Origin of the sequence: Sphingomonas hankookensis, from assembly GCF_022664465.1 — a bacterium.
Classification (GTDB): Bacteria; Pseudomonadota; Alphaproteobacteria; order Sphingomonadales; family Sphingomonadaceae; genus Sphingomonas; species Sphingomonas hankookensis.
In genome coordinates this window covers 125,017-148,400 of the sequence record NZ_JAKREV010000001.1, presented here as the reverse complement: position 1 = coordinate 148,400, position 23,384 = coordinate 125,017, and the positions used below count along the sequence as shown (strand labels likewise).

19 protein-coding genes and 1 pseudogene are annotated in these 23,384 nt (G+C 67.3%); 18 read left to right on the top strand and 2 right to left on the bottom strand.

Features of this window, described 5'->3' with window-relative positions; all coding sequences use genetic code 11:
• The first annotated feature begins 2 nt into the window (after positions 1-2).
• The 4 genes and pseudogenes from nirB to cobA all read left to right on the top strand — a co-directional run bounded on the left by nirB (position 3) and on the right by cobA (position 6,345).
• Positions 3-2,500 (top strand): annotated as a pseudogene (gene nirB, locus MF610_RS00550) (nitrite reductase large subunit NirB).
• Positions 2,497-2,835, top strand: a complete 339-nt coding sequence (gene nirD, locus MF610_RS00545) for a nitrite reductase small subunit NirD (RefSeq protein ID WP_242192183.1) — start codon at positions 2,497-2,499, stop codon at positions 2,833-2,835. Before nirB ends, nirD begins: the two are co-directional and overlap by 4 nt.
• 170 nt (positions 2,836-3,005) lie before the next feature.
• Complete coding sequence (locus tag MF610_RS00540) at positions 3,006-5,576, top strand: molybdopterin-dependent oxidoreductase (RefSeq protein WP_242193512.1); 2,571 nt, start codon at positions 3,006-3,008, stop codon at positions 5,574-5,576.
• Positions 5,566-6,345 carry a uroporphyrinogen-III C-methyltransferase gene (gene cobA / locus MF610_RS00535; RefSeq protein WP_242192182.1) on the top strand — a complete coding sequence of 260 codons (780 nt, stop codon included), beginning with the start codon at positions 5,566-5,568 and terminating at the stop codon, positions 6,343-6,345. Before MF610_RS00540 ends, cobA begins: the two co-directional genes overlap by 11 nt.
• A 10-nt stretch (positions 6,346-6,355) precedes the next feature.
• Here cobA and tagH read toward each other — a convergent pair whose 3' ends face one another.
• Both tagH and MF610_RS00525 read right to left on the bottom strand, forming a co-directional pair.
• Positions 6,356-7,786, bottom strand: coding sequence for a type VI secretion system-associated FHA domain protein TagH (gene tagH / locus MF610_RS00530; RefSeq protein ID WP_242192181.1), 1,431 nt, complete (start codon positions 7,784-7,786; stop codon positions 6,356-6,358).
• Complete coding sequence (locus MF610_RS00525; RefSeq protein ID WP_242192180.1) at positions 7,783-9,843, bottom strand: type VI secretion system Vgr family protein; 2,061 nt, start codon at positions 9,841-9,843, stop codon at positions 7,783-7,785. Before MF610_RS00525 ends, tagH begins: the two co-directional genes overlap by 4 nt.
• 231 nt (positions 9,844-10,074) lie before the next feature.
• Here MF610_RS00525 and MF610_RS00520 point away from each other — a divergent pair, with 231 nt between their 5' ends.
• The 14 genes from MF610_RS00520 (at position 10,075) to MF610_RS00460 (ending at position 23,326) form a co-directional block, all read left to right on the top strand.
• Positions 10,075-10,746: an OmpA family protein gene (locus MF610_RS00520; protein WP_242192179.1), complete on the top strand. Its 672-nt coding sequence runs from the start codon at positions 10,075-10,077 to the stop codon at positions 10,744-10,746.
• A 2-nt stretch (positions 10,747-10,748) separates the two neighbouring features.
• On the top strand, positions 10,749-11,759 hold the full coding sequence (locus MF610_RS00515; RefSeq protein WP_242192178.1) for a type VI secretion system protein TssA: 1,011 nt from the start codon (positions 10,749-10,751) through the stop codon (positions 11,757-11,759).
• A 72-nt stretch (positions 11,760-11,831) separates the two neighbouring features.
• Entirely contained in the window at positions 11,832-12,368 is a 537-nt protein-coding gene (tssB, locus tag MF610_RS00510; RefSeq protein ID WP_242192177.1) for a type VI secretion system contractile sheath small subunit, read from the top strand.
• Positions 12,369-12,392: 24 nt separating this feature from the next.
• On the top strand, positions 12,393-13,880 hold the full coding sequence (gene tssC / locus MF610_RS00505) for a type VI secretion system contractile sheath large subunit (protein ID WP_242192176.1): 1,488 nt from the start codon (positions 12,393-12,395) through the stop codon (positions 13,878-13,880).
• Between the two features lie 50 nt (positions 13,881-13,930).
• Positions 13,931-14,425, top strand: a complete 495-nt coding sequence (locus MF610_RS00500; RefSeq protein WP_242192175.1) for an Hcp family type VI secretion system effector — start codon at positions 13,931-13,933, stop codon at positions 14,423-14,425.
• 3 nt (positions 14,426-14,428) lie between these two features.
• Entirely contained in the window at positions 14,429-15,211 is a 783-nt protein-coding gene (locus MF610_RS00495; RefSeq protein ID WP_242192174.1) for a type VI secretion system accessory protein TagJ, read from the top strand.
• A 4-nt stretch (positions 15,212-15,215) separates the two neighbouring features.
• Complete coding sequence (gene tssE / locus MF610_RS00490) at positions 15,216-15,749, top strand: type VI secretion system baseplate subunit TssE (RefSeq protein WP_242192173.1); 534 nt, start codon at positions 15,216-15,218, stop codon at positions 15,747-15,749.
• Positions 15,750-15,753: 4 nt separating this feature from the next.
• Positions 15,754-17,631 (top strand): type VI secretion system baseplate subunit TssF, encoded by a 1,878-nt coding sequence (gene tssF, locus MF610_RS00485; RefSeq protein WP_242192172.1) that lies wholly within the window; start codon positions 15,754-15,756, stop codon positions 17,629-17,631.
• The gene (gene tssG / locus MF610_RS00480) at positions 17,595-18,635 is read left to right on the top strand and encodes a type VI secretion system baseplate subunit TssG (protein WP_242192171.1); all 1,041 of its coding nucleotides are present in this window, start codon (positions 17,595-17,597) and stop codon (positions 18,633-18,635) included. Before tssF ends, tssG begins: the two co-directional genes overlap by 37 nt.
• Positions 18,632-19,549: an N-acetylmuramidase domain-containing protein gene (locus MF610_RS00475; RefSeq protein WP_242192170.1), complete on the top strand. Its 918-nt coding sequence runs from the start codon at positions 18,632-18,634 to the stop codon at positions 19,547-19,549. The genes tssG and MF610_RS00475 overlap by 4 nt, the downstream gene beginning before the upstream one ends.
• Before the next feature lie 11 nt (positions 19,550-19,560).
• Complete coding sequence (locus MF610_RS00470) at positions 19,561-20,193, top strand: hypothetical protein (RefSeq protein WP_242192169.1); 633 nt, start codon at positions 19,561-19,563, stop codon at positions 20,191-20,193.
• Between the two features lie 43 nt (positions 20,194-20,236).
• Entirely contained in the window at positions 20,237-22,858 is a 2,622-nt protein-coding gene (gene tssH, locus MF610_RS00465) for a type VI secretion system ATPase TssH (protein ID WP_242192168.1), read from the top strand.
• 53 nt (positions 22,859-22,911) lie between these two features.
• Complete coding sequence (locus MF610_RS19020; protein WP_277923820.1) at positions 22,912-23,046, top strand: hypothetical protein; 135 nt, start codon at positions 22,912-22,914, stop codon at positions 23,044-23,046.
• A 46-nt stretch (positions 23,047-23,092) separates the two neighbouring features.
• Entirely contained in the window at positions 23,093-23,326 is a 234-nt protein-coding gene (locus MF610_RS00460) for a hypothetical protein (RefSeq protein ID WP_242192167.1), read from the top strand.
• The last annotated feature ends 58 nt before the right edge of the window (positions 23,327-23,384 follow it).

Here is a 23,384-nt window from a genome sequence, read left to right as displayed (position 1 = left end):
AGATGATGAAACAAGAACCCATCCCAACGCCGCACGGCGATACCCGCGAACACCTGATCGTCATCGGCAACGGCATGGCCGGGTGCCGCGCGGTCGAGAAACTGCTGGCGCGCGATCCGGCCCGCTACCGCGTCACGATCTTCGGCGCCGAGCCGCTGGTGAACTATAACCGCATCATGCTGTCGCCGGTGCTGGCGGGCGAGAAGACGTTCGACGATATCGTCATCAACGGGCTCGATTGGTACGCCGACAACGATATCGCGCTGCTGAGCGGCGACCCGGTGATCGCGATCGATCGTACCGCGCAGACGGTGACCAGCCGCAGCGGCCTGACGCTCGACTATGACCGGCTGTTGATCGCGACCGGCTCCGATCCGTTCATCATCCCGGTGCCCGGCAAGGACCTGCCCGGCGTCATCAGTTTCCGCGACATGCAGGATGTCGAACATATGCTCGCCGCCGCCGAAGCCGGTCGGTCGAAGGGGGCGGCAGCGCGGTAGTAATCGGCGGCGGGCTGCTGGGGCTGGAGGCGGCGCACGGCCTGTCGCTGCGCGGCATGCAGGTCACCGTCCTGCACATCATGCCGACGCTGATGGAGCGGCAGCTGGACGAGGCGGCCGGCTGGCTGCTCAAGACCGCGCTCGAGACCCGCGGCCAGACGATCCTGTGCGGCGCCGATGCCGCCGAAATCGTCGGCGACGGCCGCGTACAGGCGGTGCGGCTGAAGGACGGTACCGACATTCCCGCCGATCTGGTGGTGATGGCGGTCGGCATCCGTCCCTCGGTCGCGCTCGCGCGGGAAGCCGGGCTGGAGGTCGGTCGCGGGATCAGGGTCGACGACCATATGGTCACCTCCGATCCGAAGGTGCTGGCGGTCGGCGAGTGCGTCGAACATGACGGACAGGTTTACGGCCTCGTCGCGCCGCTATGGGACATGTGCCGCGCGCTGGCCGACGGGTTGGTCGAGGCGCCGAGCGGGTACAAGCCGGCGGCCACGTCGACCAAGCTGAAGGTCGCCGGACTCGACGTGTTCTCGGCGGGCGATTTCTCGGGCGGCGACGGGGCGGAGGATATCGTCCTGCGCGACGCGTCACGCGGCATCTACAAGCGCGTCGTGGTCAAGGACGACCGGATCGTCGGCGCGGTCCTCTACGGCGATACCGCCGACGGCAGCTGGTATTTCGACCTGCTGCGAAAGGGTGAGAGCGTCGCCGACATCCGCGACGCACTGATCTTCGGGCAAGCCTTCGCCTCGGGAGGGGGGCAGGCGGACCCTAACGCGGCCGTTGCGGTGGTTTCCGACGATGCGGAAATCTGCGGCTGCAACGGCGTGTCCAAGGGCAAGGTACTGGCGTGCATCGACGGCGGCGCGCACAGCCTCGACGCGGTGCGTTCGGGGTGCAAGGCATCGGCCAGCTGCGGGTCGTGTACCGGCATCGTCGAAACCCTGCTCGCGCTGCGGCTGGGCGGTGAGGTCGAGGCGGGGCCGAAGACGATGTGCAAATGCACCAGCTTTGGCCATGATGACGTCCGGCGCGAGATCGTGGCGCAGGCCATGCGCTCGATCCCCGAGGTGATGCAGAAGCTGCACTGGTCGACCCCCGACGGCTGTTCGTCGTGCCGCCCGGCGCACAACTATTATCTGCTCTGCGCGCTGCCCGGCGACTACAAGGACGACCAGCAGAGCCGCTTCGTCAACGAACGGATGCACGCCAACATCCAGAAGGACGGTACCTATTCGGTCGTGCCTCGCATGTGGGGCGGGCTGACGTCCCCGAAGGAGCTGCGCGCGATCGCCGACGTGGTCGAGAAGTTCGACGCGCCGATGGTGAAGGTGACCAGCGGGCAGCGGCTCGACATCTTCGGGATCAAGAAGGAGGATTTGCCCGCGGTATGGGCCGATCTGAACGCCGCCGGCATGGTCAGCGGGCACGCGTACGGCAAGTCGCTGCGGACGGTGAAGACCTGTGTCGGGTCCGAATGGTGCCGCTTCGGCACGCAGGATTCGACCGGGTTGGGCGTCAGGATCGAACGCGCCACCTGGGGGTCGTGGATGCCACACAAGTTCAAGATCGCGGTCAGCGGCTGTCCCCGTAATTGTGCGGAAGCGACGATCAAGGACTTCGGCATCGTCTGCGTCGACAGCGGCTACGAGTGCCATGTCGGCGGCAATGGCGGGATCAAGGTCTGCGCCACCGACCTGCTGTGCAAGGTCGCGACCGAGGCGGAGGCGATGGAGATGTGTGCCGCCTTCATCCAGCTGTACCGCGAAGAGGCCCGCTATCTGGAGCGGACCGCGCCGTGGACCGAACGGATCGGGCTGGCGTACGTCCAGTCGCGGCTGCTGCCCGATGCCGACGCGCGGGCCGGACTGGCGCAGCGCTTCGCCCATTCGCAGCAATTCTCGCAGGACGACCCCTGGGCGGCGCGGGTCGCCGGGGCGGAGCGCGAAATCCATGCGCCGATGGCGCGCTTCCAGCCGGTTGGAGAAATGGCATGATCGGCGAATGGCTCGACATCGGCTGGGTCGAGGAAATCCCGCTGCGCGGCAGCCGCACGGTGCAAGTGGACGGCGGTGACGATATCGCGGTGTTCCGCACCGGCGAGGGCAAGGTGTTCGCGCTGCGCGACCGTTGTCCGCACAAGCATGGCAAGCTGTCGCACGGGATCGTCCATGGCGGTGCGGTCGCGTGCCCGCTGCATAACTGGCGGCTTTCGCTGACCACCGGCGAGGCGCTGGGCGAGGATCGCGGGTGTACGCCGACCGTGCCGGTGAAGGTTAACGGGGGGCGGGTGCTGATCTGTCGCGCCTCGACCTTGCAAGCGGCGGCGTGAGGGGGGCCGAAAGAGCCCTCTCCCCAAGGGGGAGAGGGTTTGGGAGAGGGGCAGGTGTCTCACCGAGCCTCGCGCTCGCGGCGACACCCCTCTCCGAACCCTCTCCCCTGCAGGGAGAGGGCTAAATGGCTATTCGGACCACCTGCGCCTATTGCGGCGTGGGCTGAGGTATCCGCGTCACCCCGACCGGCGCGCGCAGCGTCCGGATCGAGGGCGACCCCGACCACCCCGCCAATCGCGGCAAGCTGTGTTCCAAGGGCACCCATCTGGGCGAAACCGTCGGCCTCGGAGGTCGCCTGCTCACGCCCATGATCGGCAAGCGTCGCGTATCGTGGGCCAAGGCGCTCGATCTCGTCACCAAGCGCTTCCGCGACACGATCGCCCGGCATGGTCCGAACAGCGTCGCCTTCTACGTCTCCGGCCAGCTGCTGACCGAGGACTATTACGTCGCCAACAAGCTGATGAAGGGTTTCATCGGGTCGGCCAATATCGACACCAATTCGCGGCTGTGCATGTCGAGCGCGGTCGCCGGCCACACCCGCGCGTTCGGCGAGGATATCGTGCCGGCCAGCTATGACGATCTCGACGCTGCCGACCTGATCGTGCTGGTCGGCAGCAACACCGCATGGTGTCACCCGATCGTCTATCAGCGCATCCGTGCCCGTTGCGACGCGGGCGCCAGGCTAGTGGTGATTGACCCGCGCCGGACCGAGACGGCGCAAGAGGCCGACCTGCACCTCGCGATCCGGCCGGGCAGCGACGTGGCGCTGATGAACGGGCTGCTGGCATGGTGCCGCGAAGCGGGCGTGCTGGACGCCAAGTTCCTCGCCGATCATGTCGCGGTGCCCGAAGGCTTTTGGGAAGGCGAGGGGAACGACCTGTGGTCGGTCGCGCGCAACTGCGACGTGCCGGTGGCCGACCTCAAGCGCTTCTACGAACTGTTCGCCGCGATCCCGCGCACCGTCACAATGTTCAGCCAGGGGGTGAACCAGTCGCTGACCGGCACCGATCAAGTCAATGCGATCCTCAACGTCCACCTCGCCACGGGCCGGATCGGCAAGCCGGGCGCGCAACCCTTCTCGATCACCGGACAGCCCAATGCGATGGGCGGGCGCGAGGTCGGTGGACTCGCCTCGACACTGGCGGCGCATATGGACTTTGCCGAGGACAACCGCGCGCGCGTCCAGCGTTTCTGGGCGTCGCCGACGATCGCGCCCAAGCCGGGGTTGAAGGCGGTCGACCTGTTCCGCGCGGTGGGCGAGGGGCGGATCAAGGCGCTGTGGGTCATGGCGACCAACCCCGCCGTGTCGATGCCCGATGCCGGCCGCGTGCGCGAGGCGCTGGCGGGGTGCCCGTTCGTGGTGGTCAGCGACGTGATCGCCGACACCGATACCTCCACCCATGCCCATGTCCGCCTGCCCGCCGCCGCGTGGGGCGAGAAGGATGGAACGGTTACCAATTCGGATCGCACGGTCAGCCGCCAGCGCGCGGTACTGCCGCTACCCGGCGAGGCGAAGCCGGACTGGTGGATCGTCACGGAGGTCGCCCGGCGCATGGGGTGGAAGACCGCGTTCAGCTATGATCGGCCCGCCGATATCTGGCGCGAGCACGTCCGGCTGTCGACCTACCAGAACGAGGGTGCCCGGCTGTTCTCGCTCGCCGGGCACGGCGCGGCCGGCAACGCCGACTATGACGCGATGGCGCCGTTCCGCTGGGGCGGTACGCCCTTCGCCGATGGCCATTTCCCGACGCCGGACGGTCGTGCCCGGCTGGTCCCCGTGGTCCAGAATCCGATCGCCGCGCCGCCGAAGCTGTGGCCGCTGACGCTCAACACCGGCCGCTACCGCGACCAGTGGCGCAGCATGACCCGCACCGGCCTGTCACCGAAGCTGGCACGGCATCGCGAGGAACCGTTGGTCGAGGTTCATCCCGCCGATGCCGCGCGACTGGGGATCGTCGATGGCGGTCTGGCCCGCGTCGCGACGCCGCAGGGGGAGAGCCTGTACCGCGCCCGCGTCACCGATACGCAACGCACGGGCGAACTCTTCACCCCGATCCACTGGACCGACCGCACGTCGAGCGGCGGGCGCACCGGCATGCTCCCACGTCCGCTGGCCGATCCGATCTCTGGCCAGCCGGGGTTCAAGGCTACCCCCGCCAGCATCGCCGCGGTCGCGACGCGCTGGCGCGGGTTCCTGATCGTCGCGGGCGAGCCGGAACGCCGCCCCGACTGCCTGTGGGCAACCCGCGTTGCCGTCCCGTCGGGCAGCTTGTGGGAACTGGCCGGCGACGGCGACCCCGTGCGGCTCGAAACCTGCCTGCCCGCGGGCGAGCGGATCGAGGCGATCGACCGCGCCCGCGGCACCCGGCGCGTGGCGGTTCTCGCCGACGGACGGTTGATCGCGGCACTGTTCCTTACCGAAACCGGCGAGCTGCCGACACGCGACTGGCTTATCGCGCAATTGAGCGAACCCCGCGCCGTGCCGACCGTGCTGGCCGGGCGTACGCCGGGGGTACAGGTCGATCGCGGACCGGTCGTCTGCGCGTGCTTCGACATCGGGCTGCGTACTGTCGTCGCGGCGATCCACGACCAGCGCCTGAGCGACGTCGCTGCCATCGGCGCGGCGATCGGCGCGGCGATCGGCGCGGCGATCGGCGCGGCGATCGGCGCCGGAACCAATTGCGGGTCGTGCCGCCCGGCACTCGCCCGCCTGCTTCCGGAGAAGACCGATGCCGCATGACGATTTCCCCGCCGGCAGCGTGTGGCTGGTCGGCGCGGGCCCCGGCGATCCCGACCTGCTGACCCGTAAGGCGTTACGCCTGATCGAAGCGGCCGATATCGTGTTCTACGATGCGCTCGTCGGACCCGGTATCCTTGACCCGATCCCGGCCGCCACCGAACGGGTCAGCGTCGGCAAGCGATCGGGCCGCCATTCGCGCGATCAAGGGACCATCGACACGCTGATCGTCGCGGCGGCGCAAATTGGCCAACGCGTCGTCCGGCTGAAGGGCGGCGACCCGGCGGTGTTCGGCCGTACTGCGGAGGAAGTCGCCGCCTGCAACGTCGCAGGCGTGCCCGTCCGCATCTGTCCCGGCATCACCGCCGCCAGCGCCGCCGTCGCCGCGGCCGGCACCAGCCTGACGCTGCGCGGCGTCGCACGGCGGCTGACGCTGGTGACGGCGCACGCACAGGCCGGGGCACCGCTCGACCTCGACTGGCGGGTGCTGGCCGATCGGGATGCGACGCTCGGCATCTATATGGGCCGCACCGCGGCGGCGACGGTGACGCAACAGTTGCTCGCCGCCGGGCGCCATCCCGACACGCCGGTCCTCGTCGTGGTCAACGCCTCGCTGCACGACGAGCGCATCATCCGTGGCCGGTTGTCGTCGCTTGCGTTCCTCGTCGAAGCGATCAGCGCCAGCGACCCGGCGATCCTGATCGTGGGCGAGGAGGTAGGAACCACCCCGATCGCCGCGCCGGTGCGGTTGCGGGAGGCGGCACGGCAGTAGCGGAAGGGCGTCAGCGCGACGATCGGGCCTGCCCGTTATACGCCTCGCGAAACTCCTTGGCGAACATGTCGAGAAACGCCTCGTCCGACCCCTGTGCGACTCCGCCGAACTCGCGTTCATAGGCTTGCCACAGCGCGGCATCGCGCGCCGACGGCAGCACCCGTTCCAGCACCCCGCCGGCCTTGGCCCGCGCCCGGATCGCCGAGGGGGCGAAGCGTTCCAGCGTATTGCGCAGCGCCCCCTGCATCGCGCGCAGCGTCGCCATCTGGTGCGATTGCAGGTCTTGAAACGCGTCCTCGACCGCGCGGTCGGGCGGCATGAACCCCGGCTGCGGGGCGCCTAGTAGCATCGCCAGCGCATCGTCGGGCGAGCGGGCGAACTTCAACGGATTATGCCCGTCGGGGCTGAACGCCGTCGCCTCCGCGCCCAGCTGCGCCTTGGCGCGCGCCCGCGCCTCCAGCATCACCACCAGCCCGGCGACCAGCCGCCGGAACAGCAGCGCCGCGCGCTCGGCGGCATCGTCGTCCAGCCGGCCCGGATCGATGCCCAGCGCTTGCAGAAAGCCGTCGTCACGCGCCGGTGCCACAGCCCGTGTGGGCGTCGGTGCGGACTGTTGCGGCGGCGGCGGTGGAGGGGGCGGGGACAGCCCCAGCGGATCGCGCGGCGGCTCGATCGGCTGGCCGAAGCCGCCGCGTGCCCAGTCGACGACATTCCCTTCCGCAATCCGCCCCCACAGGTCATCAGGCGTCGGCGCGGCCGGACGATCGGGCGCCGCGCTGGACCATGCGGATGCCGGGTCGGGCGCCGGCATCGCGCTGTCCCATGTCGATACGACCGGCACCGCGGGGGTGGCAGGCGCAGCCCAGCCGGACCCGCCGTCCTGCCGATCGGGCGCGCTACCCGTCCGACCCCAACCTGCCGAAGCGCGATGCGCCTCTGGCCGGGCAAGCGAAGGCCCGGTCTGCGGCTGCCATCCGCCGCTACCCGATCGGCTGGCGGGCGGTAGCGGGTCCCAGCCGGCACTGCGATCGCCCGCCGCAACCGCCGGGCTCCAGCCATCGTCGGCGGCCGGAACGGAAGTGGGTTCGGCGTTCCAGCCCCGCCATCCGCCGCTCGCGCTTGCGCCGCCATCCGCTTCGAGATGGGCGACGATGGTGAACGGCCCGGCTGTGAAGCGATCGCCGTCGCGCACGACGTGATCGGGCGCGACCCGCTGGCCGGTACTCGCCAGGAACGTCCCGTTGGTGCTGCGATCGGTCAGTCGGTAATCGGTCCCGTCGAAGCGGATTTCGAAATGCCGTGACGACAAATGTCGCGTGGGATCGGCCAACACCCAGTCGCATCCATCGGCACGTCCGACCGTCGCCGTCCGCCGATCGACCACCATGTTGCCGGACGCCCCGCCTGCCGGGCCGCCGACGATCGACAGTCGCAACGTCATTCGCCGCCTGCTCCCGCCGCGGGACCGAGATTGGCGGGCGCCCCGAATGCGCCGGCCTCCAGCCCCTCCGGATTGATGTTGGTCTGCCCACCGTTCAGCACCAGCGTCGACGTGCCGTTGACCGCCACCGCGTCGCCGGCATTGATGACCGCAGTCTGGTTCGCCTGGATTTCGACCGTGGGCGACTGGATGGTGATGCGGTCGGGCAGAATCGTGATCTGCGAATTCTTTACGCGGATCGTGATGGCGGTCTTGGATTCGATCGACAACGCACCGTCGACCAGCAGCGCGTCGGTGCCGATGACGTGGGTCTGGCGCTTGCCGTTGATCGTGTTGGTGCTGTCGCGGCCGATGGTATTGGTATCGTCACGGCCGATATTCGTGGTGCGATCCAGCCCGACGCGACGGTCCTGATTATGGCCGACATGGCGCGATTCGTCGAAGCGGACGCGGCTGTTCAAGTCGCGTTCGGCATGGATGAACATCTCTTCCTGCCCGCCCTTGTCCTCGAACCGGATTTCGTTCGAGGTGCGGTTCTGTCCGCTGTCCAGCGCCTCCGTCTCGGGATATTCCCCCGACGCACCATAGGTCAGCGTACGCCAGACCGCGCGGGTCTTGTTGGCGGGCAGGTCGTACACCGGCATGTGCGACCGGTTGAACACGCGACCCATCACGATCGGCCGGTCGGGGTCGCCGTCGAGGAAGTCGACCAGCACCTCATGCCCCACGCGTGGCAGGATGACGTTGCCAAGCCCTCCGGTCTGCGACACGCGCACCCAGCAGGTCGATCGTTCGCCCGGCGTGTCGGCGCGGTCCCACGGGAAACGGATTTTCACCCGGCCATATTCGTCGGTGTAGATCGTCTCGCCGGTCGGGCCGGTGACGATCGCGGTTTCGAGGCCTTGGGCGCGGGGGCGCGCCGTCTGCGGCGGCGACTGGAACACGGTGTCGGCCGGTATCGCCTCGAACTTCACGTTGAACGGTTCCTCGTCCTCCTGCTCGCCCGAGCGATACGCTTCGGCGGCGATGGAATGGGTCGCGGCGATCACCATGTACGAACCGTTCAGCCGGTCGGCGGGATGGTCGGCCACGTCCAGCCGCTGTCCGGCGGTGATGCCCGATGCCTGGCTGGTCCCGGTGAAGACGCGGCGGTTGGCGCGCTGCGCATCCAGCAGCGTCTGGCCACGTTCGCGTCCGGTCTGTTCCTGATCGCCGCGCCCGGTCTTTTCGCGGGTATAACGGCCCGGATAGACAAAGATTTCGCGATCGTCGCGCGGATGACCGCCCTGTCCGGTCGACTCGCTCGCCAGCGGCTGATCGGGCGATTCGAAATCGAAGTCGCGCACCGTCACCCGCGCCTGCCCGCTGGAGGCGACACGTTCGACCCAGGTTTGCAGGATGTCGCGCGGCGCGTCGAACCGGCTCTTGGAATTGGCGGTGAACACCGACATCGCGTTCGCATTGAAGCGCAGCTGCGGCGGATTGCCGGGCTGGTGCGACGCCGGCCCCTCGCACAGCACCATCACATGCCGGTCGGCATCGTGGCGGAAGAAGTAATAAATGCCTTCCTCTTCGATCAACCGCGAGATGAAGTCGAAATCGCTCTCGCGATACTGGACGGTGTAGCCCCGTGTCACCCTCGGCTTCGACAGGCGGGTATAGTCGACGTCCTGGATACCCGCGCCCTCGATCACCGCCTGGATGATCTCGACCGCGGTCTTGTCCTGAAAGATTGCCATCTGGCGGTTCTGTGCCAGATAATAGGTCCATGGCTCGATCTTCAGCCGGTAGTGGTGGCCATCGGGCTTTTCCTCGACATATTCGCCTGCGGTCACCAGCCCGTGGAAACGGCGCAGCAGTTCGCCGTCCTCCAGCACCGCCAACCCGGCGGGTTTGCCGAGATGCGGATAGAGATCGAGTTCGAGGGGGGAGATGATCGTCGCCTGCACCACGAACGGGCGGCCGAGCCGCTCCTCGCTCTCGATTCGCTGCAACACGACCTGTTCGTCACCGACGTCGATCGACATCTGGGTGAGCCGTTGCCCTGCGTCCGCCACCAGCTACTCCTGTGTGCGACAGCCTGCGATCCGCGGCTGAACTGCCTGTCCCTGTTCGTAAACGTACCGGTCGTCCCGATCCCGTACAATGGCTTGTAAAATCCAACGGTCGTTTCGGGATTGTGATCCATCGCGAATCGCGGCTAGAATATGGCAACACGGGCGGGGGCCTAATCGTATCGGAACCGACAAGGGGACGAGACTATGACGCTACGCATCGCACTGGTTTCCATGGCAGCGTTGATCGCGGCTCCCGCCACCGCCGGACAGGCGCCGGCCGCGCGGACACCTACCGTCGAAGGCTATCTGTGCACGTTCGCCGGCAAATGCGACGGTACCACCACCGACCGCGTGACCCGCGACGCACCCGACACGCGCGGTTTCCGCCTCGCCCGGCCGGGTGAGGTCGCGGACGCTTCGCCCGCTGCGTCCGCACCTGCCGCCCGCACGCCGCGCCGCGCCGCGCGCAATGCAGCGGTCGCGGACCGGAGCAATCGCACTAATCGCAACATGGGCAATCGCGCCTATGCCGCGGCTGCCACGCCGACCACCAACCCCGGATCGGGACGCCGCGCCGATCTGATGATCGGGTTCGAACTCAATTCCGACCGCCTGACCCCGGCGGGCGAGGCATCGGCGCAGGTATTTGCCCGGTCGCTGATGATGCCCGAACTGCAGGGCAGCCGCTTCCGCATCGAGGGGCATACCGACGAACGCGGCGGGCGCGGCATCAACGTGCCGCTGTCGGTCCGCCGGGCGCAGCGGGTCGCCGATTTCCTGATCGCGCAGGGCGTCGAGCCGCGTCGGCTGGAAACGCGGGGCTTCGGCTCCGCGCAACCGCTGCCGGGCCGCAGCGCCGCCAGCCCCGCGAACCGCCGCGTCGAAGCCGAGCTGATCTCCTGAACGTGCCGGCGGCGGCCGTGACCATGATCGACCGGGAAACCCTGTTGCAGCCGGTGTCGGACGACGCGCCGGCCGGCCCCGACCTGTCGTACGACCCGGCACGCGAGACGATCGAACAGGCGTTCGCGACTCCGCCCGACGAAGTCGATTGGGATGGGACCGTCCGGGCGATCGTCGGGCAGATGGCGGAGACGCGCGATCTGTGGCTGGCGGTCTATCTCGCCCGCGCCGGTGCCCGTGCCGGTCGGCTGGACATGGTGCGCGACGCGCTCGAACTGCTTGCCGGCTATCTGGAACGTTTCTGGGACAGCGTGCATCCCACCCTTGAGGATTATGGGATCGAGGGGCGGCGGGGCGCGTGTGAATCGCTGGTGCGGATCGGCGAGTTCCTTGCACCCTTGCGCCGGGTGCCGCTGGTCGACCATCCGCGCCTCGGCAGCTTTTCGGGCGGCGATTTCGAACGGTTCGCGGCAGAGGGGCCGGCGGCAGACGGCTATGGCCAGTTCCGCGCGGCGCTCGCCGATACGCCGCTCGATCGGATCGACGAGGAACGCGAGCAGCTGGAACAGGTCCGCGCCGCGATCCTCCGTGCGGATCGGGTGCTGTCGGAACGGTCCGAAGCGGTCGGGCAGACCGGCACCAACTTCGCCGCGACCTATGACACGATCGATTCGATCGTCGATGCGATGCGACCGTTCGCGGCGCTACCTGCCCCCATCGGCTCGGGCGACAGCGGAACGAATCCGCCAGCAAATTCCGTAGCTTCGCCGGCGACGGCGCCGGGCAGAATCGCCTCGCGCGACGATGTGGCACGCGCAATCGATTCCATCATCGATTATTATGCACGCGCCGAACCATCCAGCCCGATTCCGATAGCACTCGTCCGAATCAAGGGGTGGATCACAATGGACTTCGTTTCGATCCTAGATGACATTGCCCCTGGGAGCCGAAACGAGGCCTTGAGCGTATTGCGATCCAGAAACGAAGAAGGCGGTGATCCAGACCTGATGTAAATTCCGGTGCGATATCGAAGCGCCGGCACAGTTTTGGGGTCCGGCCGAAACGGTCAGAAGGGATGCGGATACATGGCGATCAAGAGCGGGCAGCGTTTCATTCGGGAAAATCGCAAGCCCCGGGTGCATATCGAATACGAAGTCGAAACCTATGGCGCGCGTCAGAAGGTCGAACTGCCCTTCGTCATGGGGGTCATGTCCGACCTGTCGGGCAAGAGCCTGAAGGACAAGAAGGCCGCGGAATCGCGCGAGTTCGTCGATTTCGACATGGATAATTTCGACCAGCGGATGGAAGCGATCGCGCCGCGCGTCGCCTTCGCCGTCGACAACACGCTGACCGGCGACGGCAAGCTGGCGGTCGACCTGACGCTCAATTCGATGAACGATTTCTCGCCCGGTCAGATCGCCAAGCGGATCGAACCGCTCGCCAAGCTGCTCGAAGCCCGCACCCAATTGGAAGATCTCCTCTCCTATATGGATGGCAAGCACGGGGCACAGGACCTGCTCGACAAGGTGCTGAACGACCCGGCGCTGTTGAAGGCACTGCTCGCCGAACGTGCGGCGGCACGGACCGAGGCTGACGGCACTCCGTCGGCACCCCAGGCCTAACCCCGTAGCGAACAGGAGCGGAACATGGCCCAGGAAGCCTTCAGCCAGACCAACGACACCGCGCCCGCAACCTCGGAAGAGGTCAGCGATTTCCAGGCGCTGCTGCAAAAGGAATTCAAGCCGGCGACCGAGGAACGCCGGTCGCGTATCGAACAGGCGGTGCAGACGCTGGCCGAACAGGCGCTGTCGAATGCGCAGATCGTCGGCGGCGACGTGTTCGCCACGGTCGATGCGATGCGCGCGGCGATCGATCGCAAGCTGACCGAACAGATCAACCAGATCATCCATCACCCGGATTTCCAGGCGATGGAATCGGCATGGCGCGGGCTCAACTACCTCGTCATGAACACGTCGACCGGCAAAGACATGAAAATCCGCGTGATGAACATGTCGAAGGAAGAGGCGCGGCGGATGTTCCGCCAGTATCGCGACGCGGCGTGGGATCAGAGCCCGCTGTTCAAGAAAATTTACGAGAATGAATTCGGCCAACTGGGCGGACAGCCCTATGGCGCCTTCGTCTGCGATTACAGCTTCGACCACGGCGCCCCCGATCTGGAGGTCATGCGCGGGCTGTCGCGGATCGGTGCCGCATCGCATGCGCCGTTCATCGCCGCTGCCGCGCCGTCGCTGCTCGGCATGGACAGCTGGACCGAGCTGTCGAACCCCCGCGATCTGGGCAAGCTGTTTGACGCGACCGATTACGGCGCCTGGCGCTCGTTCCGCGCGTCGGAGGACAGCCGCTATCTGGCGCTGACCCTGCCGCGCTTCCTCGGGCGTCCGCTCTATGGCGCCAAGACCGAACCGGTCGAGGAGTTCGATTTCGAGGAAGACGCCGGCGGCGCGCACGACCATCATCTGTGGCTGAACGCCGCCTATGCGATGGGCACGCGCATCACTGAAGCGTTCAACACCTATGGCTGGACCACCCGCATCCGCGGCGTGGAATCGGGCGGCACGGTCGAGGAGCTGCCGACGGCGGCCTTCCCGACCGACGAGGGCGGCATCGATTACAAATGCCCGACCGAAATCGCCATTTCCGACCGGCGCGAGGCGGAGCTGTCGTCCGCCGGGCTGATGGCGCTGGTCCACCGCAAGAATACCGACCAGGCGACGTTTATCGGCGCGCAGACCGTCCATCGGCCCGCCGCCTATGACAAGAAGGAAGCGACCGCCAACGCCAATCTGTCGGCGCGTCTGCCCTATATCTTCGCCAGCTGCCGCTTCGCGCATTACCTGAAATGCATGGTGCGCGACTGGGTCGGCGGATCGCGTGAGGCCGAACAGCTTCAGCGCGATCTCAACAATTGGGTCCTCCAATATGTCGACGGTTCGCCGACGACGTCGAACGAGGAGACCAAGGCTCGCCTGCCATTGAAGCAGGCCAAGATCGAGGTGATCCCAGACGAGGAGAACCCGGGGTACTACAAGGGGAAGTTCATGTTCGTGCCGCACTACCAGCTCGAAGGGATGGATGTAGCGCTGAGCATGGTTTCACGCTTGCCTAAGGCCTGACGCGATCGGTTTTCGTCCGGGCTTTCACGCTTTGTAACGGGAGTAAGTCAATGGCAGTCGATCTTTTTCTCAAAATTGACGGTGTCCAGGGTGAATCTTCAAAGAAGAACCACCAGGGCGAGATCGATATCATTTCGTTCGATTTCGGCGCCGTGCAGCATGGCTCGTTCCACAGCGGCGGTGCCGGCGGTGGTTCGGGCAAGGCCGAAATCTCCGACATCCGCATTCAGAAGGAAGTCGACAAGTCGTCCCCGCTGCTCTTCAAGCATTGCGCTTCGGGCAAGCACATCAAGGAAGCGATCATCTATTCGCAGAAGGCCGGCGACGGCAATGCGGCGCTGACCTATTACAAGATCAAGCTCGAAGACATCATCGTCTCCGACATCCACAACAACGGCGCCTCGGGCGGTGACGCGATCATGGAATCGGTCACGTTCAACTGTGCGAAGGTGACGTTCGACTATCAGGCGCAGAACGCGCAGGGTGGCAAGGACGGCGGTGTCGTCACGGCCTATTACGACATCCGCCAGAACGAGGCGGGCTAAGCGATGGCAGCGGTCGTCAGCGCCGGTTCGAACGCCGACGACCTGCTGCGGGCGGGCGACTTCGACGGGGCACGCCGTGCCCTGGTCGAAGTCGTCAAGTCCGACCCCGGTCATGTCCCCACGCGGCTGTTCCTGTTCCAGCTGCTGGCGGTGCAGGGCAACTGGGCCAAGGCAAAGACGCATCTGACCGCGCTGGCGCAATTATCGCCCGAGGCGCAGATGCTGGCGGTCGTCTATGGACAGGCGATCGATGCGGAAGCGACGCGCGCGGCGGTGATGGCCGGCCGTGAGCGCGCAATCATTCATGGTGGGTCGGGCTGGGCCGATGGTGTGGCGGAAGCGCTGCAACTGGGCGCGACCGCGCAGGCGGACGATGTCCGCGCCGCGGCGTTCGATGCCGTCCCCGATACCCCCGGCACCATCGATGGTATCGCGGTCGAATGGGTCGCCGATGCCGATCCGCGCTTCGGCCCGGTGATCGAGGCGATCATCAACGGTCGCTATGGCCTGCTGCCCTTCGATGCCGTGGCGAAGATCACGTCGGAGGGACCCAGGGATTTACGCGATATCGTCTGGTATCCGGTCGAGCTGACGTTGAAGGCCGGCCCGCGGATCGCCGCGCTGCTGCCGGCGCGCTACCCCGATCTGTCCGACGATCCGGCCGAGCTTGCCGCGCGCGCGACCGGCTGGCGCGACGACGGGCATGGCGTCGGCCAGCGGCTATGGACCGCGTCGGATGGCGAGGATCGCGGGCTGTTGTCGATCCGCTCGGTCGAGTTCGGCTGACCCCGTGGCGGTCCGGCAACGGCTGACGCCGACACTCTATGACAAGCTGGTTGCCGATCTCGATATTTCGGGGATGCGCGACGACGAGGATACCGCACCCGCGGTCGCGCGCGAAAAATTCCGTTATTACTCGGTGCCTAAGCTGGAACGGTTCAACGAAACCGCGCTCCGCGCCACGATCCGGCGCGATCTGGCGTGGCTGTTCAACACCACCAATCTCGAATCGCTGGTCGATCTCGAAGCCTATCCGCATGTGCGCGAATCCGTCCTCAATTACGGCCTCAGTGACCTTGCCGGCCGCACGCTCGATCGCCGGGCGGTGCTGGCGCGGGCACGGGAAATCCGGCGGGCGATCCGGCTGTTCGAACCGCGACTGTCGCGCGAAGGCCTGTCGGTCGATCCGGTCGAGGACCCCAGCGACCCGCATGCGCTGACCTATCTGATCCAGGGCGATATCACCGCGGCGGCGCAGACGATGCCGGTCAAGTTCCGTACCGAAGTCGAGGCGGAAACCGCGTCGGTCAACGTGCGCGAGTGACCAGATGACTACCGGCATCGATCCGCGCCTGCTGCGCTACTACAACGACGAACTCGCCTATCTGCGTGAGGAAGCGCGGGCGTTCGGGATCGAGCACGAGGCGGTGGCCGGACGGCTGGGCCTCAAGACGCCGACCGATCCCGATCCCTATGTCGAACGGCTGCTGGAGGGTGTCGCGTACCTCGGTGCGCGGGTGCAGCTGAAGATCGCGGATCAATATCCCGAATTCACCCATCACCTGCTGCATGCGGTTCAACCGCATTATCTGGCGCCGACGCCGTCGATGTGCATCGCCGGGTTCGAACCCAAGGACGGCGATCCGATCCTGACCAAGGGTTATGTCGTCCCGCGCGGCACGCCGCTCGTGGCGACTGCGACCGAACAGAATGGCGTGTCGGTGGAATTCCGCACGGGCCATGACGTAACGCTGTGGCCACTCAAGATCACCCAGGCCGAATATCTGCCCAGCCGCGCCGCGGTCGCCCCGTTCGCCACCGCCGCCGACGTCCGAGCCGAGGCGGGGTTGCGGCTGCGGTTCGAGACGACCGGTGGTGCGGCACTGTCGCAGGTGCTGCCCGACATGCTGCCGATCTACCTCGCCGGATCGGAGGCAGTGCCCGCCGAACTCTATCGCCAGATCGTGGGGGAGACGGTCGCGACCATCGCCCGCTCGGCCGATGCGGCGGCGGGGCCGGACGGGTGGATGCGTTTGCCGTCACCGGGACAGGTCGGGTTCGACGACGATCAGGCGCTGTTGCCGCCAGAGCTGCGCTCGTTCCGCGGCTACCGGTTGCTGACCGAATATTTCGCCTGTCCCGAACGCTTCCTGTTCGTCGACCTGAAGGGGTTGGGCCGCGCCTTCCGCGTCAGCCCGACGGCGTGCGACGTGGTGCTGCTGTTCTCGCGATCGGCGCAGATCCTGCACAACGCCCTCGACCCGTCGAACTTCCGCCTGTTCGCGACGCCCGCGATCAACCTGTTCGAAAAGCAGCTGGGGCGGGTACGCGTGTCGCGGTTCGAACATGAGCATCACGTCGTCCCCGACCGCGCACGACCGCTCGATTACGAGGTGTTCCGCATCCTCGACGTGCAGGCCTATGCCGCGAACAATGTCGACGCACGCACCGTTGCTCCGCTCTATGCGCCGGGCGCGCTGCTGTACGACTGGAACGAGGCGCTGTTCTACACCACGCAGCTGCGCCCGCGCCGGCTGTCGACGCGCGAACGACGGCTGCGACGGCGGGGCGAATATACCGGCACGGAAACGTGGATCGCGCTGACCTCGCCCGGCGACGCGTCTCGGCTGGACGGCGTCGACGAACTGGCGGTGCGCGCGCTGGTCACCAATCGCGAACTGCCCGAGTTGCTGACCTTCCGCGGCGAGCATCACTTCACCGTGTCGGGCGTACCCGCGCGCACCGTCAGCGTGCTGCGCGCACCGACCAAGCCGCAGACGCCGATGGGCTTGGGCGATGCCGCGTGGCGGCTGATCGGGCACCTGACGCCCAACTATTCCACGCTGGCGCCGCAGGACGGCGACGATCCGGGCGTGCTGCGCGATCATCTTGCACTCTATGGGCGACAGGATGATGCAGCGTCGCGGCGGCAGGTCGACGGAGTGACGGCAATCCGGTCCGAACGCGTCGCGCGGCGCGTACCTGGGATGGACCGCATGTCGATCGCCCGCGGCCATCGCATCCATGTGACGCTGGACGACGCCGCGTTCGACAAGGGGCGGATGTTCCTGTTCTCCGCCGTCCTCGAACGCTTCCTGGCGGAGTTCAGCAGCATCAACAGCTTCACCGAGACATGGTTCTCCAGCGCCAACGAAGGGGAGTTTCAGCGATGGCCGCTGAGGATCGGTCGGCGTCCGACCATCTGACTTTCCTCGCAGAGGCGGCGGCCGACACCAAGCGGTTCGGCCTGTTCCCGATCGTCCGCGGGGCGGAGGCGCGTGCGCGGCACCTGCCCCGCGTCGGGCGAGCACGGCGTCCGGCGCAGAGCGTTGCCGACCTGACGCAGGTGCCCTCATTGGCCTTCCCGGATTCGACGCTGGCCGAGGTCGAGATCCGCGACGGGCGGGCGCGGGTCGGCGGATACTGGTTCGGCCTGACCGGACCGATGGGGCCGTTGCCGCAGCATATGACCGAATTCGCGACGTTCGAGCGGCGCTATGCCCGGTCGCGGCCGTTCGGTCGCTGGCTCGACCTGTTGGCAGGCAGGATGCTGCAATTCTTCTTCCGCGCATGGAGCGATTCGCAGCCGGCAGCACAGGCCGACCGGCCGGACGATGATCGCTTCGCAAGCGGCCTGGCGCGGCTGACCGGGGCGGGCGACGGCGTGCGGCCGGACGTGGCGTTCCCGGCGGCGGGGCGGGTCCATTATGCCGCGCTGTTCGCCGGCCGGCGCAGCGCCGGGGCGATCGAGGATGCGTTGACGCACCTGCTGGGACAGGAAGTGCTCGTCGAGGAATATCAGCCGCGCTGGCGGGACATTGATGCCGCGGACCTGACGCGCCTCGGCCGACAGTTCGCGCGGCTAGGCGACGAGGTGATGCTCGGCGGGCGGGCCAAGGTGGTGAGCGATGCGTTTCGCGTCGTCATCCGAGCGAAATCGGCCGCTGACTATGCCGCTTTGCTGCCGTCGGGCAGCCGCTTCGCGATCCTGTCGGAGGCGCTCGACGCCTTTGCGCCCAGCCACCTCGAATGGGACGTCGCGCTGGAGATCGACGCGGGAAACGCGACGCCGGCCCGGCTCGACGGCAGGACCCGGCTGGGATGGAGCGGCTGGCTGGGCAGCGGTGGCGTAGGGGTGCGCCGCGACGCGCATCTGCGGCGGGGTGGGGGCGTATCAACGGGGGCGACACGAAAGGAAGCGGAACGATGATGATCGCAACGCCCGTCGGTCCACGGCGACCCAATCGCACGGCCGACGTTCGCACCATCCAGAGCCTGCTGAACCGCACACGCAGCCGTGTGCCAGGGCAGGAAGCATTGCGCGAGGACGGCATCTTCGGTCCGCGCACCGCCGCCGCGATCTCGCGGTATCAGGCGCAGGTGCTGCGCTTCGGCAAGCCGGACGGCGTCGTCGATCCCGGCGGTCCGACCCTGACCGCCTTGAGCCGCGCGCCGGCCGGTGGACGTCCGGCGGCACCGCCTGCCCCTGCGCCACGACCGACGGGCGGAGCGCCTGCCGCACCGGCACCGCGCCCCGCTGCGGGTGGTCGCGCCGGCCCCGGAGGCATCAGCGAGGCGACCTATGTCGACATCGCCGCCCGGCTGGGTTGCGAGACGGCGGCGGTGAAGGCGGTGGTGGAAACCGAGGTCGCGATCCGTGGCCCCTATGACTCCGCCGGTCGCCCGACCATCCTGTTCGAGCGGCACAAATTCCACAAGCATACCAACGGGCGCTTCGCCGCTGCGCATCCCGACATCTGCAATGCGACCCCCGGCGGCTATGGCCGAGATTCCGAACAATATCCCAAGCTGGAACGGGCGATGGCCCTCGACCGTGCCGCCGCGCTGAAATCGGCCAGTTGGGGCGCGTTCCAGATCCTCGGCGAAAACCATGTGCAGGCCGGGCATTCCACCGTCGAGGCGTTCGTCGACGCGATGAAGAAGTCGCTGCTGCTGCAGGTCGAGGCGTTCATCGCCTTCGTCCGCGCCGACCGGCGGCTGTTGTCGGCGATCCGCAGCCGGAACTGGCCGGAGTTCGCCCGCATCTACAACGGGCCGAGCTACAGGAAGTACAAATACGACGAGAAGATGCGGACCAATTACCAGAAATACGCCGCACAGTGAGGATGCCGACCATGCGACCCAAATTCATGCTGTATCTGGCCGGCCTGTCGCTTGCCGCCTGTGGCGCGGCACCCGAAGGGCAATCGGCCGAGGTCGTTGCTGACAACGGCACACCGGCGCCGGTGTCGAGCGACGCACCAGCTCCCGCTCCGAAACCGGTCGAGGGCATCCGCCTGTCCGGTGCGGCGAGCGCGGCCAGCATCGCTGCCGCCGAGGCGAGCGCTGCCAAGGCCGGCTGGAGCGACGTCAAAGTGAGCAAGGCCCAGTCGTTCCGGCTGGTCGCGGGCGAGCGGGAAGTCGCGACGCTGGTGACTGGTGAGGCGACCTTGGCCCCCGACGTTCCGGGCTGCTTCGCCGGCGTGGTGCAGGGCGACCGCGTCGCGCTGGTCCCGACCATCGGGCAGGGCGACTATGAGACCACCAGTTGCGGAGGACCGGTCGCGGCGGGCATCGTGTCGCCGGGCGAGCCCGTCGGCATCGGCGTGGTCTTCACCTCGTATTCGCCGAATGCGGAATCGCGCGAACCGATCGCCTTTACGTGGGACGCCGCGACCAACCGGTTCGCGATCGATGCCGCGCAGTCGAAAAAGGCGTCGCTCGCCGGGGCGCAGTCGATCGCCGACATGCGGCGCGCCATCCAGTAGCGCGTCCGACGCCTATCCAGTCCATCGGCCGACAAGGAATCGCATGACCGATATCAGCCGTACCGCCCTGTTCGGCCGCCTCGATGCCAATGCGTTGCAGGCGATCGAGTCCGCCACCGGTTTTGCCCGGATGCGCGGTAACCCTTACGTCGAGCTGGTCCACTGGCTGCATCTTCTGGTGCAGGATTCGACCGGCGACATCGCCGCGATCCGCGCGGCGTTCGGTATCGACGATGCGGTGCTGGCACGCGACATCGTCGGGGCGCTCGACATCTTGCCGCGGGGGGCGTCGGCGATTTCCGACTTCGCGCCGCAGGTCGAAGAGGCGATCGAGAAGGGCTGGCTCTACGCCTCGCTGCAATTCGGGGTGGGGAAGGTGCGGACCGGGCATCTGCTGTACGGGATGCTGCGGACGCCAACGCTGCGCAACGCGTTGTTCGCGACCAGTGGCGAATGGCGCAAGGTCGCGGTCGACCGGCTGGGCGCGGACTTCGATGCGATCGTGAAACCCTCGGCAGAAACGAACGCGGGCGCGCCAAGCGACTCAGGTGCCCCGGCGGCGAACGCTCCGGCCCCGGCGGGAGAGGCGCTGGCCCGCTATTCGACCGACCTGACCGCCAAGGCTCGTGCGGGCGAGATCGACGCCGTGGTCGGGCGGGATGCGGAGATCCGCCAGCTGATCGACGTGCTGCTGCGGCGGCGGCAGAACAACCCGATCCTGATCGGCGAGGCCGGCGTCGGCAAGACGGCGGTGGTCGAAGGCTTCGCCCGCCGCATCGCCGATGGCGACGTGCCGCCCGCGCTGAAAGGCGTGACGCTGCGCGCGCTCGACGTGACGCTGATGCAGGCGGGTGCTGGCGTGAAGGGCGAGTTCGAGAAGCGACTACGGCAGGTGATCGACGAGGTCGAGGGCGCGGCCAGCCCGGTGATCCTGTTCATCGACGAGGCACATACGCTGGTGGGGGCAGGCGGACAGGCCGGGACCGGCGATGCCGCCAATCTGCTGAAACCGGCGCTGGCGCGCGGACGGCTGCGGACCATCGCTGCCACGACTTATGCCGAATATCGCCAATATTTCGAAAAGGACCCGGCGCTCACCCGCCGGTTCCAGCCGGTCGATGTCGCCGAGCCGGAGACGGGCGTGGCGATCGATATGCTGCGGTCGGTGGTCGGCGCGATGGAGGCGCATCACGGTGTCGTCGTGCTGGACGAAGCGGTAAGTGCCGCGGTCACCCTGTCGCAGCGTTACGTGCCGGCGCGGCAATTGCCCGACAAGGCGGTGAGTCTGCTCGATACCGCCGCCGCGCGCGTCGCGGTGTCGCAGCATGCCACTCCGGCCGCGGTCGAGGACCGGCGGCGGCGGCTCGAACTGTTGGAGGCTGAGCGCGGCGTAGTCGAGCGCGAGACGCAGCAACGCTATCGTCGCGACGACCGGCTGGCCGAACTGGATGCAGCGATCGGGGAGGCGCGCACTGCGGTGGAGACGGTCGAGGCGAAATGGACCGCCGAGCGTGAGTCGCTGGAGGCGGTGCGTGCCGCGCGGGAAGTTGACGAAAGTGTCGCACTCGACGCCGCGCTGGCGGCGGCGCGGGTGGCGGCAGGTGACGATCCCATGGTGTTCGGCGTGGTCGATGGTGACGCGATCGCCGCCGTTGTTGGCGACTGGACCGGCATCCCGGTCGGGCGGATGGTCAAGGACGAGATCGAAAGCGTGCTGACCATCGGCACCGCGCTGAAGGCACGGGTGATTGGGCAGGATCATGCGATGGACGCGATCGCCAAGCGCATCCAGACCAGCCGCGCGAAGCTCGACAACCCTGCCAAACCGGTAGGCGTGTTCATGCTGTGCGGCCCGTCGGGCGTCGGCAAGACCGAGACCGCGCATGCCCTGTCCGAACTGCTGTTTTCCGGCGACGATTCGATGATCGTCATCAACATGAGCGAGTTTCAGGAGGCGCACACCGTCTCCACGCTCAAAGGCGCGCCGGCCGGCTATGTCGGATACGGGCAGGGCGGGGTGCTGACCGAAGCGGTACGGCGGCGGCCCTATTCGGTGGTGCTGCTCGACGAGGTCGAGAAGGCGCATCCGGACGTCCACGAGATGTTCTTCCAGGTGTTCGACAAGGGGTTCATGAACGATGCCGAGGGGCGGCACATCGACTTCCGCAACACGGTGATCCTGCTGACGTCGAACGTCGGTACCGACCTGATCGCGACGCTGACCGAGGATGAGGAGACGGCGCCGGCCCCCGATGCGCTCGCCACGGCGCTTCGGCCCGAACTGCTCAAGGTGTTTCCACCAGCCTTGCTCGGGCGATTGTCGGTGCTGCCCTATTATCCATTGAGCAAGGACATGCTGGCCGGGATCGTCCGGCTCCATCTGGGGCGGATCGAGCGGCGCATCCGCGACAATCATGGCATCATGCTCACCATCGATCCGGCGGTGGTCGACCATATCGTCGAACGCTGTACCGAAGCGGCGTCGGGCGGGCGGATGATCGATGCGATCCTGACCAATTCGATGCTGCCCGACATGTCGGTCGCGCTGCTTGAACGGCGGATGCGCGGCGATGAGGTGCGATCGATCGCGGTGACGGTATCGGGCGACACGCTGATCTATCGGTTCGACGGTGCATCCGACGCGGCGGAGCGCCCGGCGGAATGATTGCAGCGGGTTACGGCGACGACCTATCCTGACGGGGATCGAGAGGAACATGCATGCCTCAAGACCGATATGTGCGCGAACGTGGCGATCCGGCGGTGCCGCCGTGCGGCCGGTCGGCGCTGGGTCATACCGGTTGCACCGACGTGACCGGCGCGATGCGCGGTTCGTTGAACGGATGGATGCGATGACCTCGCCAACTTCGAGCCGTTTCGTGCACGTGGCGGAGTGCCGTTGATGCGCGTCCTGCGCTGGATCGCGGCGGCGGTGATCGCGGCGGGTGCGGTGTGGATCACCATCGACATGCTGAACGAGGCCTATGGCCCCGGTCCGCCCTTTTACGGGCGGACGATGAACCTGGACAAATGGACCAGCCCCTGGTTCGCGCTAGTGGCGATCGACGCGCTGGTGCTGCTGATCGTCGTGACGCTGCTGACCACGTGGCGGAGGCCGACCGACGAAATAAGGTAAACGATGCATCCATTGCGAAGGCGGAACGTTCAGGGTTGCGCCGTGTAGAGACGGAGAC

What these genes read in the sequence shown, in the direction of transcription:
- nirD (WP_242192183.1), top strand. Translation starts at nt 2,497, where the DNA reads ATGATCGGCGAATGGCTCGACATCGGCTGGGTCGAGGAAATCCCGCTG.
- cobA (WP_242192182.1), top strand. Translation starts at nt 5,566, where the DNA reads ATGCCGCATGACGATTTCCCCGCCGGCAGCGTGTGGCTGGTCGGCGCG.
- tagH (WP_242192181.1), bottom strand. Translation starts at nt 7,786, where the DNA reads ATGACGTTGCGACTGTCGATCGTCGGCGGCCCGGCAGGCGGGGCGTCC.
- MF610_RS00520 (WP_242192179.1), top strand. Translation starts at nt 10,075, where the DNA reads ATGGCAGCGTTGATCGCGGCTCCCGCCACCGCCGGACAGGCGCCGGCC.
- tssB (WP_242192177.1), top strand. Translation starts at nt 11,832, where the DNA reads ATGGCGATCAAGAGCGGGCAGCGTTTCATTCGGGAAAATCGCAAGCCC.
- tssC (WP_242192176.1), top strand. Translation starts at nt 12,393, where the DNA reads ATGGCCCAGGAAGCCTTCAGCCAGACCAACGACACCGCGCCCGCAACC.
- MF610_RS00500 (WP_242192175.1), top strand. Translation starts at nt 13,931, where the DNA reads ATGGCAGTCGATCTTTTTCTCAAAATTGACGGTGTCCAGGGTGAATCT.
- MF610_RS00495 (WP_242192174.1), top strand. Translation starts at nt 14,429, where the DNA reads ATGGCAGCGGTCGTCAGCGCCGGTTCGAACGCCGACGACCTGCTGCGG.
- tssF (WP_242192172.1), top strand. Translation starts at nt 15,754, where the DNA reads ATGACTACCGGCATCGATCCGCGCCTGCTGCGCTACTACAACGACGAA.
- tssG (WP_242192171.1), top strand. Translation starts at nt 17,595, where the DNA reads ATGGCCGCTGAGGATCGGTCGGCGTCCGACCATCTGACTTTCCTCGCA.
- MF610_RS00475 (WP_242192170.1), top strand. Translation starts at nt 18,632, where the DNA reads ATGATGATCGCAACGCCCGTCGGTCCACGGCGACCCAATCGCACGGCC.
- MF610_RS00470 (WP_242192169.1), top strand. Translation starts at nt 19,561, where the DNA reads ATGCGACCCAAATTCATGCTGTATCTGGCCGGCCTGTCGCTTGCCGCC.
- tssH (WP_242192168.1), top strand. Translation starts at nt 20,237, where the DNA reads ATGACCGATATCAGCCGTACCGCCCTGTTCGGCCGCCTCGATGCCAAT.
- MF610_RS19020 (WP_277923820.1), top strand. Translation starts at nt 22,912, where the DNA reads ATGCCTCAAGACCGATATGTGCGCGAACGTGGCGATCCGGCGGTGCCG.
- MF610_RS00460 (WP_242192167.1), top strand. Translation starts at nt 23,093, where the DNA reads ATGCGCGTCCTGCGCTGGATCGCGGCGGCGGTGATCGCGGCGGGTGCG.